An 18,204-nucleotide genomic window follows, 5' to 3' on the forward strand; every position below is an offset into this window, starting at 1 on the left:
CTGTATCACCGTTTCATCACGTTGGCCTGTCCTTTGCAGGTCACGTGCCAACGATGCAACGGATCGTTCGCCCGGGGGCGCTGCGACGTGGATACAAGGCTCTGGCGCCGCGTTGTTGCTACACCCTTAGAAGGGCGAGCGTGTGGGCGAAGTTCCTGCATCCGCTGCGAGCGCGCGAGCCAGGACATGTTTGTAAGAAGGTCGGGAAAAACAGGATGAGCGGTGCAAAAGTTACAACCAACGCGGAGCCGACGAGCGAAGTCTCGCTGTCGCCGGTAACCAATGCTGCGGAAGCGGGTGGCGCTGTCTGTGATGCTCCGCGCCCACGGCTGTCGGTCATCGTGCCGCTTTACAACGAGCAGGAGAGCATCCGCCCGTTATACGCGGCCATCGTGCAGGCCCTCGGCGACATCGGCTGTACGTTCGAGATGGTGTTCGTCGATGACGGCAGCCGCGACCAGACAGCAGAGATCGCCCGCGAGATCGCGCGCTTCGACTCGCGACTGCGACTGGTGAAGTTCCGTCGCAACTACGGGCAGACGCCGGCGATGGCGGCGGGCATCGAGCATGCGCGCGGCGAGATTCTCGTCACCATGGACGGAGACCTGCAGAACGATCCGGCGGACATTCAATTGCTGCTGGAACAGATCGAGGCGGGCTACGACATCGTGGTCGGCTGGCGGCACAACCGTCAGGACAAGCTGGTCACACGCAAGATTCCCTCGCGAATTGCCAATGTACTGATCGGCAAAGTCACCGGCGTGCCGATTCGTGACAACGGCTGCTCGTTGAAGGCTTTCCGCGCCGAGCTGATCAAGAGCATTCCGCTCTACTCGGAAATGCATCGATTCATTCCGGCCATGGCCTCGATTGCCGGGCCGCGCGTGGCTCAGATCCGCGTGCGCCACCACGCGCGCCGCTATGGACAGTCGAAGTACGGCCTGTCGCGCATCTATAAAGTTCTGTTGGACCTGATGGTCATCAAGACGGTGACCACATTCGCGTCGCGTCCGTTGCGCTGGTTCGCGCTGTTGTCAGTGCCGCTGTTCCTGGCGTCGTTCGCGATGCTGGCGCATACGTTCGTCACTCTGGTGACGGGACGAGCCCAGGCGTCGCTGCCCCTGGCCGGCACCGGAATAATTTTTCTGGCATCGGCGACGATCCTTTTGTGCAGCGGTGCGTTAGCTGAGTTGATCTATTCACGCGGCGACATCCGCGACAACGAGTTTTTCCGTTTGACACAAACCATTCAGCGCCGCGGCTCCGCCCAGCCGAAGCCGCGACCCTCGCAACCAGTGACGACCATCCCATCATGAGCACTCAGTCCCAGGCAGCTTGCCCGACAACCGCGCTACCCTCGGTATCCGTGATCGTGCCCGTCTGCGGGCGGCGTTCGGAGCTGCGGACGCTGTACACGCAGTACAAGGCCGGCATCGCCGCCGTCGGCCTGCCCTTCGAATTCATCTTCGTCCTCGACGGCGACCGCACCGACGCCAGCCGCACGCTGCAGCAGATGCTGGAGGAAGGCGAGGATTTCACGATGATCAGCCTGACGCGCAGCTTCGGTGAGGCGGCGGCATTGATGGCGGGCTTCGAGCGCGCCTCCGGCAGCGTCATCATCACCTTGCCGGCGTATCACCAGATCGAGCCGCAGGACATTCCCAAACTGGTCGCGGCACTCGGCTCCTCCGACATGGCGATCGGCTACCGCTCGCCGCGCTATGGCAACTGGCTCGACCGCATGCGTCGCAGCGCCTTCCATGGCCTGGTCAATTTCGTCACGGGCTCGCGTCTGCAGGACATCGGCTGCGGGGCCCGCGCCATGCGCCGCCAGGTGTTCGAAGAAATGGACTTGTACGGCGACCAGCACCGCTTCATGGCCATCCTTGCCGCGCGCCTGGGCTTCCGCGTCAGCGAAGTGGCCATGCGTCAGTCGCCGCAAGATCGCCACGAGCGCGTGTATCGCCCCAAGGAATACGCGCACCACGTGCTCGACCTGTTCAGCATTTTCTTCCTGGTGCGCTTCACCAAGCGGCCGTTGCGCTTCTTCGGCATGCTGGGGGCGGCGACCTTTGGCATCGGCGCCGCGGTGATCGCATTCCTGAGCGTGCAGCGCCTGTTCTTCGACGAGAAGCTCGCCGACCGCCCCGCGCTGCTGCTGGGAGCGCTGCTGGTGGTGCTGGGCATGCAGGTGTTCGCGCTCGGCCTGCTCGGCGAGCTGATCATCTTCACTCATGCACGCGGCATGAAGGACTACCGGGTGCAGGAAGTGATTCAGTATCCGGAAACCGTGGCTTCGTCGGCCGAAGTCACGGATGTCGAACCGGCAGATGGCCGAAACAGGGAAATCCGGCAGACCGCGCCGCCAGCGATGACGGCCTGAGCCTGCGCCGACTCGCCGGACTCCGCCGGCGGGTCGTTCGTTCCCGTTCCGGTGGCGATGGTGAGCTTCACATCGTCGAGCACGCGTGGCGGCAATTCATTCGCTGCCGCGGTCGAATAGATCATCGTCACCTCCGACAAGCGCCGGATCGCGGCCGCCGCCTGATTGCCGGTCAAGAAGTGATGCGCGCGATGGATCAAGATGCAATGCGGCCGGCCGGTTCGATCGTGCAGCGCCTGCAATTGCAGCAGCAATGCGTCGACGAACACAGGCCGCGTTTCCACGGGGAGTGCGGCAAGATTGATTTCAATGCTGTGTGTGGGCGGCTCCAGCGCCGCCAGAACATCCGTCAAGCGCGGCGCTTCGTGCGCGTCGCCCCAACTGCTCATGTTGGCGAAAGCGCCGCGTGGCGATGCCACCGGCACATTCCGATCGGCACCGATGACACAGCATTGATAGTCCTGCTGCATCAACTGCTCCAGCAGCCGGTTGCAGATCAAGGCGCGCGCCACCTCATCCGGACCGGTAATAAGCACCGAATCCCGGCAGGGCGAAAGCGTGATCTCCCGATCATCTTCGCTCGTGCCCAACAGCACGCGGCGGCGAGGCACCGAGCTCGCCAGGTCGGTCGCCATCAAGTCGCGCGCCAACTCGAGGAAGCCGTCGCAATACGCGCCATCGGTGACGCGATCGGCCGCCTGCTTGACGGACTCGGCGGCGTTGCTCACCACCACGGCATGCTCGGCCCAGGCCAGCATCGGCAGATCGTTCTCGGCATTGCCGATCGCCACCAGGTTGTGACGCGACACACCCAACTCGCGCAGCGCTTCGTTCATGCCCGAGGCCTTGTCGATGCCAGGCGGCAGGATCAACAGCGAGTCATCGTTCATCACCAGCTCGTAGTCCATGTGCAGCTTCAGCTTGCGCAGCGACGCGCGCACAACGTCCAGGTGCTCCGCGGTGGTGCTGATGATGGAGCTGCCCACCGACAGCGGCGAGATGCGCCTGCGCCGCAATTCCTGGAGCAGGATTTCCGGCGGCGCCTGGCCGAGGATTTCGGATTGCCGTGTCGCGGTCCGATGCAGAACTGCGCCATTCTCGGCGACGATGTAATCGAACAGGCGCGCTTCGGGAAAGACTTCCAGCAAGCGCCGCAGCTCCCGGCCCGTGACCAGGATCAACTTGCGTCCCGTGGCGGAAAGCTCACGCAAGACGTCGATGCAACGCTCGTCGCAACGTCCATCGCGAGCCAGCGTTCCGTCAAAGCCTGCGGCTAGCACCACGTATCGCATTACATTTCGTCTCGGCGCCCGGCTCTCCCCGAGCAAGGCGCCCTGCAGTTCAGCCTCTAGTGAACAGCGTGTCGTATGCCGCCAGCAGGCGCGGCACTTCGTGCTCCCAGGCGAGCGAATTCTTCACTCGCTCGCGGCCCCATTCGCCCATCTGCTTGCGCCGCGGCTCGTCATCGAGCAGCAGCACGATCTGTTGCGCCATGTCGACGGGATCATTGCGCCTGGCGTACAACGACGCCTGCTGCGCCGAAACCCGCCCCTCGGTCAGGTCGTACTGGACGATGGGCTTGCCCAGCGCCATGTACTCCATGATCTTGTTCATGGTGGACTTGTCGTTCATCTCGTTGGCGACATCGGGATTCACGCACACGTCCGCCGTGTTGAGCATGGCGAGCAACTCGGCATCCGGCACGCGGCCGGTGAAGGTCACGAACTCGGCCACGCCGAGCTCCTGCGCCAGCTTACGCATCGCGTCCAGCTCGGTGCCGCCGCCTACCAGCCCGAACTGAATGTCGGTTCGCCCCATCTCGTACACGATGTGACGGACCGCGGCGAGCAGCCCGTCGATGCCCTCCTGGCGGCCCATCACGCCGACATAGCCGACCAGGTACTTGCGCCCGCGCTTGAGCTCCAGTTGCGGCGGCAACACTTTCAAGCGCCGCAGGTCCGGTCCGCTGCGCACCACGAATACCTTGCTCGGCTGCCGCCCTCCCCGCTCGATGGCGATCTTGCGATACGACTCGTTGGTGGCCACGCACACGTCGGCGGTGCGAAACGTCCAGCGCTCCAGCGCCAGCATCAGCCGGTAGAACACATCGCGGCGCTGGAACTTCGCCTCGTACAGCTCCGGATTGATGTCGTGGTGGTCGAACAGGAACTTCTTGCCGAACAGCTTGTAAAAACCGCCGATCAGAAAAATCATGTCCGGCGGATTGCAGCCGTGCACCACGTCGAAGCCGCGAGTGACCAGCACCTTCAGCGACAGCAGGAACTCGGCCGCGAGCGCCCAGCTGTATTCCAGCGCGTAGCCGAGCGGACCGCTGGCTTCGAACGGCATGGAATGTCGATAGATGGCCACTCCGTCGATCTCTTCGAAGCTCCTTTCGTAACCCTTGCCCTTGGGACAGATGATCGACACCTGATAGCCATTGGCATGCAGCGTGCGCGCTTCCTGCCACACACGCCGGTCGAACGGCAGTGGCAGGTTCTCCACGATGATGAGCACGCGCCGGCGGTGCGCTACGGCCAGGCCAGCGCTCATTGCCTGGGTTTGTTCCTCGGCATTCGACATGGTCCGCTACCAGCACACGCCCTGATAGGCGGCGCGATACGCATCGCGGTCGGGCAGCATGGCAATGTCCAGCAGCAGTTGATCCGGACGCGTGTGAGCCCGCAATGCCGCGAGCACTTCGGGCGTTTTCATGGCCACCACCAGCACCTCGGAATCGCGCACCAGCGCGTCGAGATCGGTGGTCATCAACGAGGCAATGTGGGGAATGCTCTCCTCGATGAAACGGCGATTGGCGCCGATCAGCCGCGCCACGTTCACCTGAGGATCGAAAATGCACAGCGGCAGGCCCTTGCCGATGAAGCGCTCGGCCATGATCACCATCGGGCTTTCGCGCAGATCGTCGGTGCCGGACTTGAAGCTCAGCCCGATCATGCCGACCGCGCGGCGGCCGCTCGCCAGCACGCGCTCCACGGCGTGCTCGATGTGAGCGGCGTTGCTCGGCAACACGCTGCTCAGCATGGGCAGCTCCACATCGTTGTTCTTCGCCAGATATAGCAGCGCCTTCAGGTCCTTCGGCAGACACGAGCCACCGAACGCGAAGCCGGGCCGCAGATAGGCCGAGGAGATATTGAGCTGACGATCCATGCACAGCAGCTTCATCACTTCGTGCGGATCGACGCCAGCCGACTGCGACAGCCGGCCGATCTCGTTGGCAAACGTCACCTTCAAGGCATGGAAGGCATTGCACGCGTACTTGAGCATCTCTGCGGTGCGCACGGAGGTGTGTACGAACTCGCAGGGCAAATGGCCGAAGATGCTACGCAAGGCGACGACGGCATACTCGTCATCGGCGCCGATGACTGTCAGTGGGGGATTGTCGTAATCGTTGATCGAGGTGCCTTCACGCAAGAACTCCGGCTGGAAACACAGGCTGAAATCGCGCCCCGCCTGCAGGCCGGAGGCCGCCTCGATGGCCGGCTTGATGACTTCATCGAGCGTGCCGGGCTTGACTGTCGAGCGCACCACGATGATGTGCCGAGTCTGCTTCTCCGGCAGCACTGCGCCGATCTGCTCGGCGATGCGGGTGATGGCGGCCAGGTCCTGGTTGCCGTTCGAACGAGCCGGCGTACCGACACAGACGAATGAAATGTCAGTGGCAAGAATTGCATCGCGCACCGAATCGGTCACGCTGACGGTGCCCCCGCGCATCACGGCGCGTGTCAGCTCCTGGATGCCCGTCTCGACGATCGGCGCCTGACCACGGCGCAACAGCTCCAGCTTGCCGGGATCGATGTCCACACCGAACATCTCGTGGCCGTCGCGCGCCAGACACGCCAGCGAGACCGCGCCCACATAGCCGAGGCCGAAAATGCTGATTCGACGCGGCGAGCCCGGGGCGAGATCTTCATCTTGCGCGCTCTCCCGCAACCAGCCACGGCGAGCACGTTGTGCCTCGGCGCTCACGTTATCGATCTGCAACGCCATCACTTGCCTCCGTAATGAAAGTACCGAGCGACGCTTCGCGCCAGCACTCGGTTCCCTTCAGAACGGCAAGTTCTATGCCGCCATTACGCACAGCGAAAAAGCGTCGCCATGCTGCGTCAGGTGTTGCTGTCGCCAATGAGCGAGATGCCTTGAATCGCAGGGTTTTACGGCGCTTCGAGCGTCAACTGTCTCGACGCTGGAAATTGCCTACTTTCACAGCGCCGAAAAAACTTTCTTACAAAGGAACTCGGCCCGCGCTTGAAGAATTTGCATCTCACGCACGACGACACGCGCGTGCGAGTTGGACAGCGAAAATCGAAGCAGGCTTTTCAACTCGAGCGTGTGGTTATTCTTCAGTCGGCTTTTCAGTCGAATCCTTTCAGTGGTTTTTGGGGAGAGATTACACAGTGGACGCACCGATAACGCTGCACGAGAACGGCCTCGGCAACCTCCTCGGGCGCTCGCATGCGATGCATCAGGTCTTCGGCTTGATCCAGCGCGTGGCGCCCACCGAAGCCACCGTCATGATCATGGGTGAGAGCGGCGTCGGCAAAGAGCTGGTCGCCGAATGCATTCACAACCTGAGCCACCGCGCACAGGGCCCGCTGGTCGCGATCAATTGCGGCTCCATTCCCGCATCGTTGATCGAGGCCGAGCTGTTCGGCTACGAGAAGGGCAGCTTCACAGGCGCTTCGCGCTCGCACGCCGGCGTGTTCGAGCGCGCCACCGGCGGCACATTGTTCCTCGACGAAGTCACCGAGATGCCGCTGGACATGCAGACGCGCTTGCTGCGTGTGCTGGAGACCGGCCGCTTCTATCGCGTCGGCGGCACGCAGGAGATCAAAACGGATATTCGAGTGGTGGCGGCAACCAATCGCAATGTCACCGAGGCGGTGGCCAATCGCCAGCTGCGCGAGGACTTGATGTATCGATTGGCGGTGTTCCCGTTGCACATCCCGCCATTGCGCGAGCGCCCTGGCGATGTGCCTTTGCTGGCGGAATATTTCCTGAGCACGCTCAATCGCGGCAGCGATGTGACCAAACGTTTCTCGCCCTCGTTCCTCGAAGCATTGAGCGCGCGCCGCTGGGCAGGCAATGTGCGCGAGTTGAAGAACACCGTCGAGCGCAGTTTCATCCTCGCCGACGAAGTTCTCGACGTGGACCTGTCCATCACCATGCCGACTCGAGCCGCCGAACCCATCGAACCGCCGCGCCCGGCCGGCGTGCACGTTCCTCTGGGCTCACGGCTGGATGAAGCCGAGCGCTCGCTGATCGAAGTCACTTTGGATTATTGCGAAGGCGACAAACGCCGCGCCGCCGCCGTGCTCGGCTGCAGCCTGAAAACGCTCTACAACAAATTGAACAGCTACGCCCGCGAACGCGCCGAGCACGAAAGCATCAGTCGCCACATTCCAGGCGTCGGCACCAGCGTGCCCCTGCCGGGCTGACTTGCCAGAGTTTGATTTACACGAGACCAGCACCCGTCATCGATCGACCCGCTATCGGCCCTCTAGCAGAGGGCCGCTCTTTTATGTGCGCGGATTTCTGATCGATGGGCCGGTCAGCCGGCGGCGACCGGGGCGATGACGACGATGCGGTCGCGGCTGGAGACTACCGAGCCGCCGGGTTTCTCGATGGTGACGGCGAACAGCGCCGGGTCGCGGATCTCGAGCTTGGCGGTGATGGGAATGATCACTTCGCGTTGCCCGGGAGGCACGTCGAACACGCCGCCGTCCACCGGATAGCGTTCATCGCGCGTGCTGTCGAAGATCCACAGCTGATATTGCTGCTCGTCCGAGTTATTGGCCTGCAGACCGCGGAAGCGCAGATAACCATTCTGAGTGCGCGGGTCCCAGACCACATCGCCGGTGACGCCGCTGGCGGCCGGGTCCTGCGTGGTTTGCCAGGTCCGCGTCAGCACGCCTTGCTGGGCGAGCAGTTGTTCCCGCTCCTGTTCCAGCGTGGTGGCGACGACAGGCGTCTCGGTCGTCGGATCCTCGCCCATCTGCAAGCGCGGCCACCAGCCAGCAATCGCGATCAACACGCTCGCAGCGGCGGCGAACCAACCCACCTGGCTCTGCCAGGACGGCGACTTGCGGGATGAACGCTGCGATGGCTGCGCCTTCGGCGCCGCAGTGATAGAAGGAGCCGGCGTCGCCGAGCGCGAGCGCCCGGCGATACTGATGACTCGCGGCTGCGCAGTGACCTGTCGCGACGGCGGCGGCATCGAGGCGGCGAAGGTATCCGCCTGCATCATCAGCCGTTCGCGCAAGTCGTCCGGCATTTCCTCCGGCTCGTGACTCTCCACGTCGCCGGCGAGCAGCAACGCCGCGGCGGTATATTCGAAGCGACCGGCATCGTCGTACTTCTCTTCGGAGAGCAACTGCTTCAACTCGGCGCGTTCGGAAGAGTTCAGGCCATCCACGGCTCGCTGCACCAACAGTTCCACCAGCCTGGGGTTCTGCATGACCGAGTTGCTCATGAGCGCACCCCGTCGGAGGCAGCATTCTGTATGCCCATCAATTCACGTACCTGGATCAACCCACGACGCATCATGGTCTTGACTGTACCGAGCGGCATTTGCAGCACATCGGCAATTTCCGAATGACTCAACCCCTGCAGGATGCCAAGCTCCAGCACCTGCCTTTGTTCCGGCCGTAACTGCATCACCGCGCGCGCTGCCGCTGAAGCTTCGGCACAGACCTCGGCGCTGTTGCCCGAATCGGCGAAGCCCAACGAATCGATGTCGTCCGTGGATTCGGTGCGTGCCTGGTGCGCGGCTCGCCGCATGCGGTCGATCAACCGGCGCCGGGCGATGGTGGCGACGAAGACTTTCTCCGAGCCTTGCGCGGGATCGAAACGGCCGGCGCTGCGCCAGACATCCGTGAAAATTTCCTGTACGGCGTCTTCAGCATCGGCGCGGGTGCGCGTCAGACGCCGCGCAATCGACCAGATGAGACTGCCGAATTGATCGATGCACTCGTGCACGGCACGCGCATCTCCTTGTGCGACTCGAGCGAGTACGGAGTCCGTCATTCGGGGGCGGCTCTGAGCTGTTGTGGTTCGCGTCGCATCGTCGTTGGTCAGTGCGATTAGCGAAGTGTAGGGAGCCGGAAGTATAGCGGAGACTGTCACTGCAATTCGCCAGCCCGTCAAAAGGTTGATCGGATGTTTAAGGGATACTCGCAAGCACTTATTCGCCGGGGGTCCTTCGATGGGATTCATCGGTATTCGCGTACGCCAACTCGATCACATTTTTGCTCCCGTTTATCCCGGGCACGTTCAGCTTCACGCCCGTAACCATCGATGCATGGCCTCGCACATCCCTTGTAGTGCCGCGCGAAGGGACCTAGACTCCTCTACCAGACGTTTGTCTGGTACCGCCCTGGCCAGGGCGCCAGCGCCACTCGCACATGTCCGACCTCACTCGCAAGCAATTGGAAGTATTGGCTTTTATCCGTCGCTTCATGGAACGCGACGGGCTGCCGCCGACCCGGGGAGAAATCGCCGCAGGCCTGGGGCTCAGGAATCGCCAGGGCATCGATCAGCATCTGCGTGCCTTGCAGAGCAAGGGCGCGCTCGAGCTGGTGCCGGGGATCTCTCGCGGCATTCGTTTGCGGGAAGAATTCTCCTCCGCGCCGGCCGGCACCACCGGATTACGTTCAAAGCGCGCTACCTTGGACTCGCCCACCCCGGACTCGATGAGCCTGCCGTTGCTGGGCCGGATCGCCGCCGGCGCGCCCATCCTCGCGGCTTCTCATATAGAAGAGCATGTCACCGTCGATGCGTCGCTGTTCAGACCGCGCGCCGATTTCTTGTTACGCGTGCGCGGCGACAGCATGAAGGACGCGGACATTCTCGATCGCGACCTGCTCGCCGTCCATCAAACCTCACAGGTTCGCAGCGGCCAGATCGTCGTCGCCCGCCTGGTCGATGACGACGAGGCGACGGTGAAGTACTACCGCCGGCAAGGGCACACCGTGTGGCTGGAGCCCGCCAACGCGGCATATCGGCCCATCGAAATCGATCTGCGTGAACAGGAACTGTCTATTGAGGGACTGGCGGTAGGAGTCATCCGCACTACGCTGCTGCCCCTGAAAAGGGGACAGATTTAATTTGTCCATGGAACATGAGCGGTGATCGAGCCATGGGGGGAGAAATTAAATCTGTCCCCTTTTCAGCATCCCGGGCCGAGACGCTGGAGCAACTCGCGCGGCTGTGTCGCAACGGCCGCGAAGGGCCGCCGCCACGGATCGAGCCCAGCGGTTCGGCCAGTCTCGATGCCGTGCTTCCCGGCGGCGGCTGGCAATCGGGCACCGTGGTCGAGCTGATGCCGGTGAGCGATGGCATCGGCGAGCTGCGCTTGTTGATGCCCGCGCTGGCGAAGATCACGCAAAGCGAACGGCACGTGGCCATGATCGCGCCGCCTTATATTCCTTTCGCTCCAGCCCTGCTTCGCCATGGGCTGCGGCTGGAGCATCTTTGGATCATTCGCGCGCAGAGCACGACCGATGTGCTGTGGTCCGCGGAACAATCATTGCGTTGTAAATCGTTCGGCGCGGTATTGGTGTGGCCGCAGACGATCCGCGATCGCGAGGTGCGGCGGCTGCAACTGGCGGCTGAGGCCGGCAGCAGCATCGGCTTTGTTTATCGCTCTCCCGCCGCGGCCCGTGAATCTTCGCCCGCTGCGGTCCGGCTGCGGTTGCAAGCGGCCAGCAATGGCGAGCTGAGCATCGATATCGTCAAGTGCCGGGGCGCGCGGGCCGGCATGTCAGTTGAAGCGGTTAGCGGTTGGCGGTTAGCGGATGGTCAGAACAGCACAGCTGTTCTCGCACCGGAAACTGATATCTCCACTGCCCCTCCTCACCAACCCCCAACCACCAACCGCCAACCGCTGTGATGCCATGCTCTGGCTCTGCATCACCCTGCCCCAGTTGCCTCTCGAGGCTTTGCAATGCGAGCACAGCGAGAAGGCCACTGTCGTGACGGTGTTGGAAGGCAGCGTGCGCTCGGTGGTCTGCTGCAATCCCGCCGCCGAACGGGTCGGATTGAAGCCGGCCATGAATTTCACCACGGTGCTGGCGATCCTGCCGGAAGTGATTGCATTGGAACGCCGGCTGACCGCCGAGCAAGCCGCGCTGGAACGTTTGGCGGCCTGGGCTTATCAATTCAGTGGCACGGTGATCCTCGGCGAGATGTTCACTGATCTGCAGCGAGCCCGGACCACGGCGTTGTGGTTGGAAATCGGCGCCAGCCTGCGTCTGTTCGGCGGCTTCCGCAAGCTCATCGAAAAACTGGAAGCCGAGCTGCGCGAGCTTTCCTATAGCTATCAGCTCGGCATCGCGCCGACGCTGGAAGGTTCGGCATTGCTGGCTCGCACAGGCGTACGCGTCGCGATCACCACTCTGGCGGCGCTGCGCGCGCGAATCGATGTCATTTCCGTGAGCTGGTTGAATCTCGACCCATGGATTCCGCAGCAATTGCAGACTGTCGGAGTACGTACGGTCGGAATGCTGGTGGGGTTGCCTCGCGACGGCGTCGCCAAGCGATTCGGACCCGAGGTGTGCAATTACCTCGATCGGCTCATCGGCGCCGCGCCCGACCCGCGGCCCACCTACCGCCTGCCACCGAAATATCACGCGCGTTTCGAGCTCGATGCGGAGGTTCATAGTACCGAGGCATTGCTGTTTCCTCTGCGTCGCATGCTACGCGAGCTCGTCGGCTTTCTGCGGGCTCGCGATACCGGAGTGCAACGGTTCACGCTGCGTTTCATTCATCGCGATAGCGTCGCGACTTCGCTGGAGATCGGCCTGTCGATGCCCGATCGCAGCAGCGAACGTTTTCTCGCGCTGACACGAGAGCGGCTCGAGCGCACGGCACTTCCCCTGGCATCCGTGGCGCTGGAATTGTCGGTCGACGAGTTCGCCATGCCCACCGGTTTACACGTGGACATGCTGAGCGGCTTCACGGAGCAAAGCGAAGATCTTCACCACACCATCGATCGGATCGCCGCTCGGGTGGGCGAGACTCAAGTGCATGGAGTCAAGGCCGTCGCCGAACATCGCCCGGAGCACAGCTGGACCACGGCAGATCCAGGCGAAAAGTGTCCCCCTCTGGATTTCCCGGATCGGCCGCTGTGGCTGCTGCCCGAGCCCAAGCCCCTCCAGCTGAGCGGCATGCCGGCGCTTGCCGGTGCCGAACGCATCGAAAGCGGCTGGTGGGATGGCGGAGATGTACGGCGCGACTATTTCATCGCGCGCACCCAGCAAGGCGCCGCGCTGTGGATCTTCAAGGATCTGCGCGATGGCAGCTGGCATCTGCATGGGTTCTGGTCCTGAGGTCGAACCCCATGACTCGAACGCCAGCTCCTCTCTCCTCTCCCCTCACCCCAACCCCTCTCCCAAAGGGAGAGGGGCTAAGAAACATCTTCTGGCTCCCTCCCCTTCTGGCTCCCTCTCCCCTTGTGGGAGAGGGTCGGGGTGAGGGGTGGGAGAGGGTCGGGGTGAGGGGTGGGAGAGGACCGGTGTCTCCATGACTCGAACCATACCTTCACGCGAGATCCAATACGCCGAGCTTCACTGCGTCAGCAACTTCACGTTCCTGCGCGGCGCGTCGCATCCGGGCGAGCTGGTTTATCAGGCCTACAACCTCGGCTACTCGGCGCTGGCCCTGACCGATGAATGCTCGATGGCCGGCGTGGTGCGTGCGCTCGAAGCCGCCGAGGACTGCGGTTTGAAGCTGATCATCGGCGCGGAATTTCGCTGTCCCAACGATTTTCACGTGGTGCTGCTGGCGCCCTCGCAGCGCGCCTATGCGCAAATCTGTCAGCTCATCACTCGCGGCCGTATTGAGTCGACCAAGGGAACTTACAATCTATCGCGCGGTGATTTCGAAAAAGACTTGGGCGAATGCCTGGCGCTGTGGGTCGCTCCTCGCAATGCGCGGCCTTCCGAGGCGCGCTGGTTACGTGAGTTCTTTCCGGACCGCGGCTGGATCGCGGTCGAGATGCTGCGTCAGCCCGACGACGCGCAGCACCTGGCGGCGATGCGGCGGCTGAGCCAATCGTTTGGCTTGCCACTGGTGGCCAGTGGCGACGTTCACATGCATGTCGAATCCCGCCGCGCATTGCAGGACACCGTGACTGCCATTCGGCATGGCTGCACAGTGAAAGACGCCGGACATCGTTTGTATCCCAATGGCGAACGCCACCTGCGGCCGCGGGACGTGCTGGCGGAGCTGTATCCCCCCGACCTGCTCGACGAGACATTGAAGATCGCGGACCGCTGCGAGTTCTCGCTACGCAGCCTGCAATACAACTATCCGAATGAAATCGTCCCCCCGGAGCTCACGGCCATCCAGCATCTGCGCAATCTCACCGAGGCTGGCATCAAGAAGCGCTGGCCGCAGGGAGAGTCCGCCACAATCCGGAGCACAATTGAAAAAGAGCTTGCTCTGATCCAGCGCAAGCGCTACGAGCATTTCTTTTTGACGGTGCACGAAATCACCGAGTGGGCGCGCTCGGAGCTGGCCGATGACGGCACGAAGAAAAAACCCATCTTGTGCCAGGGCCGCGGCTCGGCCGCGAACTCGATCGTCTGCTATGCGCTGGGAATCACCGAAGTCAACCCCGACGATATCAAGGTGCTGTTCGAGCGCTTCTTGAGCGACGAGCGCGACGAGCCGCCCGACATCGATGTGGATTTCGAGCACGAGCGCCGCGAGGAAGTGATTCAGCACGTCTACAACAAGTACGGACGGGCGCGCGCGGCCATTGCCGCCACTGTCATCACTTATCAATCGCGCAGCGCCATCCGCGATGTCGGCAAGGCCCTGGGCTTGAGCGAGGACGTGGTCGGCCGGCTCGCGAAATCGCACGCGTGGTGGGACAGCTGGGAGCGGTTGTATGCCAACATCAAGGCGCAGGGCATGCACGTGGATGAAACCGTCATGCAGCGGCTGTGTCTGCTGGTGAAGGAGCTGGTGCGTTTCCCGCGGCATCTATCGCAACACGTGGGCGGCTTCGTGATCGCCGAGGAGCCGATCAGCGAGTTGGTGCCGATCGAGAATGCCGCCATGCCCGATCGCACCATCATCCAATGGGACAAGAACGATCTGGAAGAGCTCGGCCTGTTGAAGGTCGATGTGCTCGCGCTGGGCATGTTGACGGCCATGCGCAAGACTTTCGAGCTGCTGGCCACTGCAGGGACAGGCCCCACGAGCATGGAGCAGATCGAACGCGATGACCCAGCGACTTACGACATGATCTGCCGTGCCGACACCGTCGGGGTTTTTCAGATCGAGTCCCGGGCGCAGATGAGCATGCTGCCGCGGCTCAAGCCGAGGAAATACTATGACCTGGTGATCGAGGTCGCGATCGTGCGGCCCGGGCCGATCAAGGGCGGCATGGTGCATCCGTATCTGCAGCGCCGGAACATGAAGCCCGCGGAGGTTCCCTATCCGAGCGAGAAGTTGCGTCCCGTGCTGGAGAAGACCTTGGGCGTGCCCATCTTCCAGGAACAGGTCATGCAGATCGCCATCGTCGCCGCCAATTTCAAACCCGGCGAAGCGGATCAGCTGCGCCGCGCGATGGGAGCCTGGCAGCGTAGCGGCAAGATGGAGATGTATCGCGACAAGCTGATGAGCGGCATGCTGGACAACGGCTATACACCGGACTTCGCCGAACAGATCTACAAGCAGATCCAGGGTTTCGGCGAATACGGCTTTCCGGAATCGCACTCGGCGTCGTTCGCGCTGCTGACGTACTTCTCCAGTTACCTGAAGTGCCATCATCCCGCGGCGTTCATCGCGGGGCTGATCAACAGCCAACCCATGGGCTTTTATCAGCCAGCGCAATTGCTGGAGCAGGCGAAGCGCCAGGGCGTAAGAATTCTGCCTGTAGACATCACGTGCAGCGACTACGACTGCACGCTCGAGCCGGATGGAGAGCGCGACGACCCGAATGGCCGCAGAGTCCGCTGGCATGCGATCCGACTGGGCATGCGCCTGGTGAAAGGTTTGCGCAAGGAAGACGCAATGAACATCGTCGCCGCGCGTGCGGTCGCGCCTTTCCAATCAGTGCAAGATGCGGCATATCGCGCGGGATTTAGGTCGCGTGCCGCGAAAGCTCTCGCATTGAGCGGCGCATTTCGCAGCTTGAGCCAGCATCGCAATGAAGCTTTCTGGAATGCGCTGGGTATCGAAAGTCTGCCAGGCGCGTTGGCGGGACATGCGGCCGCGGAGTCCGCGCCTTCTTTGCCGGTGCCGACCGAGTGGGAGGAGATCCAGCGCGACTACCGGCAGATGGGTTTGAGCACCGGGCGGCATCCAATGGCGGTGCTGCGACCCAAGCTGCGTGCGTCAGGAATTGCCACTCGCCGCGAGCTCGACTCGATGCGCCATGGCCGCACCGTTCGCGTGGGCGGACTGGTCACTCACCTGCAGCATCCGCAGACGGCAAATGGCGTGATCTTCGCGTCGCTGGAAGACGAGACCGGCATCAACAACATCATTTTCTGGCCGGCGGTTTTCGAGCTGTATCGACAACGCATCCTGCAGTCGAACTTCATGGTCGTGACGGGGGAATTACAGAGCGTGGAATCGGTCGTGCACGTGGTGGCGACTGAAGTGGAAGATTATTCCCACTGGGTGAGAACACTGCCGCGCAAGTCGCGCGACTTCCACTAACACGGGGAGCGGTCGCACGAACGGCGACCTTCGGAAATCTATCTTGGGAATCTATCGGAGAGAGAAACTCAGCTGGCAGCGCGCAGCTGGTTGAAATGCTCGGCAGCCATGTCCTTGCGGAGCACTTTGACTGCCTCGGCACGCTGGCGTTTCGAGGCGCTCACGGCGGTCTTGGCCACCTTGACGTCGATGACCTGGGCTTTGACGAGCCGACGGCGTTCCAGCGTGTTCATGTTGTTCAACCCCTGATTACCTGAAGCAATTGGTTGGTTGCTGTAGCGCAGCGATGCAATCGCACCTGAGCAAAAAGCCCCGACGGAATACTCCGTCGGGGCTTTCGCTACATTTAAGAGCCTGGCAGTGACCTACTCTTGCATGCCCGCAGGGCACACTACCATCGGCGCAAAGCGTTTTCACTTCCGAGTTCGATATGGGATCGGGTGGTTCCCGCTCGCTATTGCCGCCAGGCAAACTGGCTCACGTCGTGGCCGACATCTGCTGTCGACCACAGTGAATTCGGAGTTGTTTTGACAACATTTCGACTCAGGACTTCGTTCAAAGAACCGATGTCACATTGAGTATCAACAAGGTCCAGATAAAACCCAAGCTGATTGGGTGTTATATGGTCAAGCCTCACGGGCAATTAGTACTGGTTAGCTCAATGCATTGCTGCACTTACACACCCAGCCTATCAACGTCGTAGTCTGCGACGGCCCTTTAGGGGAATCGAGTTCCCAGGGAAACCTAATCTTGGGGGGGGCTTCGCGCTTAGATGCTTTCAGCGCTTATCCCGTCCGCACATAGCTACCCGGCAGTGCCACTGGCGTGACAACCGGAACACCAGAGGTGCGTCCATCCCGGTCCTCTCGTACTAAGGACAGCTCACCCTCAAGTTTCCAACGCCCACGGCAGATAGGGACCGAACTGTCTCACGACGTTCTGAACCCAGCTCGCGTACCACTTTAAATGGCGAACAGCCATACCCTTGGGACCTGCTACAGCCCCAGGATGTGATGAGCCGACATCGAGGTGCCAAACTCCTCCGTCGATGTGGACTCTTGGGAGGAATAAGCCTGTTATCCCCGGAGTACCTTTTATCCGTTGAGCGATGGCCCTTCCATACAGAACCACCGGATCACTAAGACCTACTTTCGTACCTGCTCGACCTGTCCGTCTCGCAGTTAAGCACGCTTATGCCTTTGCACTCTAGAGCGCGATGACCGACCGCGCTGAGCGTACCTTTGCACTCCTCCGTTACTCTTTGGGAGGAGACCGCCCCAGTCAAACTACCCACCATACACTGTCCCCAATCCGGATTACGGACCTAGGTTAGAACTTCAAACATTCCAGGGTGGTATTTCAAGGTTGGCTCCACCTGAGCTAGCGCCCAGGCTTCAAAGCCTCCCACCTATCCTACACAAGAAGGTTCAAAGTTCAGTGTAAAGCTGTAGTGAAGGTTCACGGGGTCTTTCCGTCTTGCCGCGGGAACGCCGCATCTTCACAGCGATTTCAACTTCACTGAGTCTCGGGTCGAGACAGTGTGGCCAGCGTTACGCCATTCGTGCAGGTCGGAACTTACCCGACAAGGAATTTCGCTACCTTAGGACCGTTATAGTTACGGCCGCCGTTTACCGGGGCTTCGATCAAGAGCTTCGCCTTGCGGCTAACCCCATCAATTAACCTTCCGGCACCGGGCAGGCGTCAGACCCTATACATCCACTTGCGTGTTCGCAGAGTCCTGTGTTTTTGATAAACAGTCGCAGCCACCGATTACCTGCGACCTTCAACAGCTTCGGGAGCAAGTCCCTACACCGTCGAAGGCATACCTTCTTCCGAAGTTACGGTATCAATTTGCAGAGTTCCTTAACCCGAGTTCTCTCAAGCGCCTTGGCAGATTATCTGCTCGCCCACCAGTGTCGGTTTACGGTACGGTCCAATGTGATCTGAAGCTTAGAGGCTTTTCCTGGAAGCGGGGCGTTACTCACTTCGGCTCACGTGGAGCCTCGTCATCACACCTCGGAGTTAATGAGCTACCGGATTTGCCTGGTAACTCCTCCTACATGCTTAAACAGGGAACCAACCCCTGCTGAGCTAGCCTTCTCCGTCACCCCATCGCAATCACACCGGGC

13 protein-coding genes and 2 rRNA genes (1 of these 15 running past the window's edge) are annotated in these 18,204 nt (G+C 61.8%); 7 read left to right on the forward strand and 8 right to left on the reverse strand.

Features of this window, described 5'->3' with window-relative positions; all coding sequences use genetic code 11:
• The first annotated feature begins 215 nt into the window (after window positions 1-215).
• Window positions 216-1,316, forward strand: a complete 1,101-nt coding sequence (locus VGE08_RS07610; RefSeq protein ID WP_331067263.1) for a glycosyltransferase family 2 protein — start codon at window positions 216-218, stop codon at window positions 1,314-1,316.
• Complete coding sequence (locus tag VGE08_RS07615) at window positions 1,313-2,383, forward strand: glycosyltransferase (protein WP_331067264.1); 1,071 nt, start codon at window positions 1,313-1,315, stop codon at window positions 2,381-2,383. The genes VGE08_RS07610 and VGE08_RS07615 overlap by 4 nt, the downstream gene beginning before the upstream one ends.
• On the opposite strand, the gene VGE08_RS07620 is transcribed toward VGE08_RS07615, so the two are convergent.
• From VGE08_RS07620 to VGE08_RS07630, 3 genes are read right to left on the reverse strand one after another with little or no spacing between them, the layout of a single operon-like run.
• Complete coding sequence (locus VGE08_RS07620) at window positions 2,275-3,675, reverse strand: HAD family hydrolase (protein WP_331067265.1); 1,401 nt, start codon at window positions 3,673-3,675, stop codon at window positions 2,275-2,277. The two genes, VGE08_RS07615 and VGE08_RS07620, sit on opposite strands and share 109 nt — an antisense overlap.
• 49 nt (window positions 3,676-3,724) lie before the next feature.
• Window positions 3,725-4,966 carry a glycosyltransferase family 4 protein gene (locus tag VGE08_RS07625; RefSeq protein ID WP_331067266.1) on the reverse strand — a complete coding sequence of 414 codons (1,242 nt, stop codon included), beginning with the start codon at window positions 4,964-4,966 and terminating at the stop codon, window positions 3,725-3,727.
• Between the two features lie 6 nt (window positions 4,967-4,972).
• Window positions 4,973-6,391 carry a nucleotide sugar dehydrogenase gene (locus VGE08_RS07630; RefSeq protein ID WP_331067267.1) on the reverse strand — a complete coding sequence of 473 codons (1,419 nt, stop codon included), beginning with the start codon at window positions 6,389-6,391 and terminating at the stop codon, window positions 4,973-4,975.
• A gap of 407 nt (window positions 6,392-6,798) precedes the next feature.
• Between VGE08_RS07630 and VGE08_RS07635 the strand changes: the two genes are divergently transcribed.
• Window positions 6,799-7,839 carry a sigma-54 dependent transcriptional regulator gene (locus VGE08_RS07635; RefSeq protein WP_331067268.1) on the forward strand — a complete coding sequence of 347 codons (1,041 nt, stop codon included), beginning with the start codon at window positions 6,799-6,801 and terminating at the stop codon, window positions 7,837-7,839.
• Window positions 7,840-7,952: 113 nt separating this feature from the next.
• Here VGE08_RS07635 and VGE08_RS07640 read toward each other — a convergent pair whose 3' ends face one another.
• Together VGE08_RS07640 and VGE08_RS07645 are read right to left on the reverse strand one after the other, a co-directional pair.
• On the reverse strand, window positions 7,953-8,873 hold the full coding sequence (locus VGE08_RS07640; protein ID WP_331067269.1) for an anti-sigma factor: 921 nt from the start codon (window positions 8,871-8,873) through the stop codon (window positions 7,953-7,955).
• A complete protein-coding gene (locus VGE08_RS07645; protein WP_331067270.1) occupies window positions 8,870-9,427 on the reverse strand; it encodes an RNA polymerase sigma factor in 558 nt (185 codons plus the stop codon). The genes VGE08_RS07640 and VGE08_RS07645 overlap by 4 nt, the downstream gene beginning before the upstream one ends.
• A 377-nt stretch (window positions 9,428-9,804) precedes the next feature.
• Here VGE08_RS07645 and lexA point away from each other — a divergent pair, with 377 nt between their 5' ends.
• From lexA to VGE08_RS07665, 4 genes are all read left to right on the forward strand, one after another.
• Entirely contained in the window at window positions 9,805-10,506 is a 702-nt protein-coding gene (gene lexA / locus VGE08_RS07650) for a transcriptional repressor LexA (protein ID WP_331067271.1), read from the forward strand.
• 32 nt (window positions 10,507-10,538) lie between these two features.
• A complete protein-coding gene (gene imuA / locus VGE08_RS07655) occupies window positions 10,539-11,291 on the forward strand; it encodes a translesion DNA synthesis-associated protein ImuA (protein ID WP_331067272.1) in 753 nt (250 codons plus the stop codon).
• 4 nt (window positions 11,292-11,295) lie between these two features.
• Window positions 11,296-12,729 carry a DNA polymerase Y family protein gene (locus VGE08_RS07660; protein ID WP_331067273.1) on the forward strand — a complete coding sequence of 478 codons (1,434 nt, stop codon included), beginning with the start codon at window positions 11,296-11,298 and terminating at the stop codon, window positions 12,727-12,729.
• Window positions 12,730-12,922: 193 nt separating this feature from the next.
• The gene (locus VGE08_RS07665) at window positions 12,923-16,075 is read left to right on the forward strand and encodes an error-prone DNA polymerase (RefSeq protein ID WP_331067274.1); all 3,153 of its coding nucleotides are present in this window, start codon (window positions 12,923-12,925) and stop codon (window positions 16,073-16,075) included.
• A gap of 68 nt (window positions 16,076-16,143) precedes the next feature.
• On the opposite strand, the gene VGE08_RS07670 is transcribed toward VGE08_RS07665, so the two are convergent.
• The 3 genes from VGE08_RS07670 to VGE08_RS07680 form a co-directional block, all read right to left on the reverse strand.
• Window positions 16,144-16,308, reverse strand: a complete 165-nt coding sequence (locus VGE08_RS07670; RefSeq protein ID WP_331067275.1) for a hypothetical protein — start codon at window positions 16,306-16,308, stop codon at window positions 16,144-16,146.
• A 119-nt stretch (window positions 16,309-16,427) separates the two neighbouring features.
• Window positions 16,428-16,543 (reverse strand): 5S ribosomal RNA (rrf, locus tag VGE08_RS07675).
• A 154-nt stretch (window positions 16,544-16,697) separates the two neighbouring features.
• Window positions 16,698-18,204 (reverse strand): 23S ribosomal RNA (locus VGE08_RS07680) (it continues 1,398 nt past the right edge of the window).

This window comes from Steroidobacter sp. (assembly GCF_036406195.1).
Classification (GTDB): Bacteria; Pseudomonadota; Gammaproteobacteria; order Steroidobacterales; family Steroidobacteraceae; genus Steroidobacter.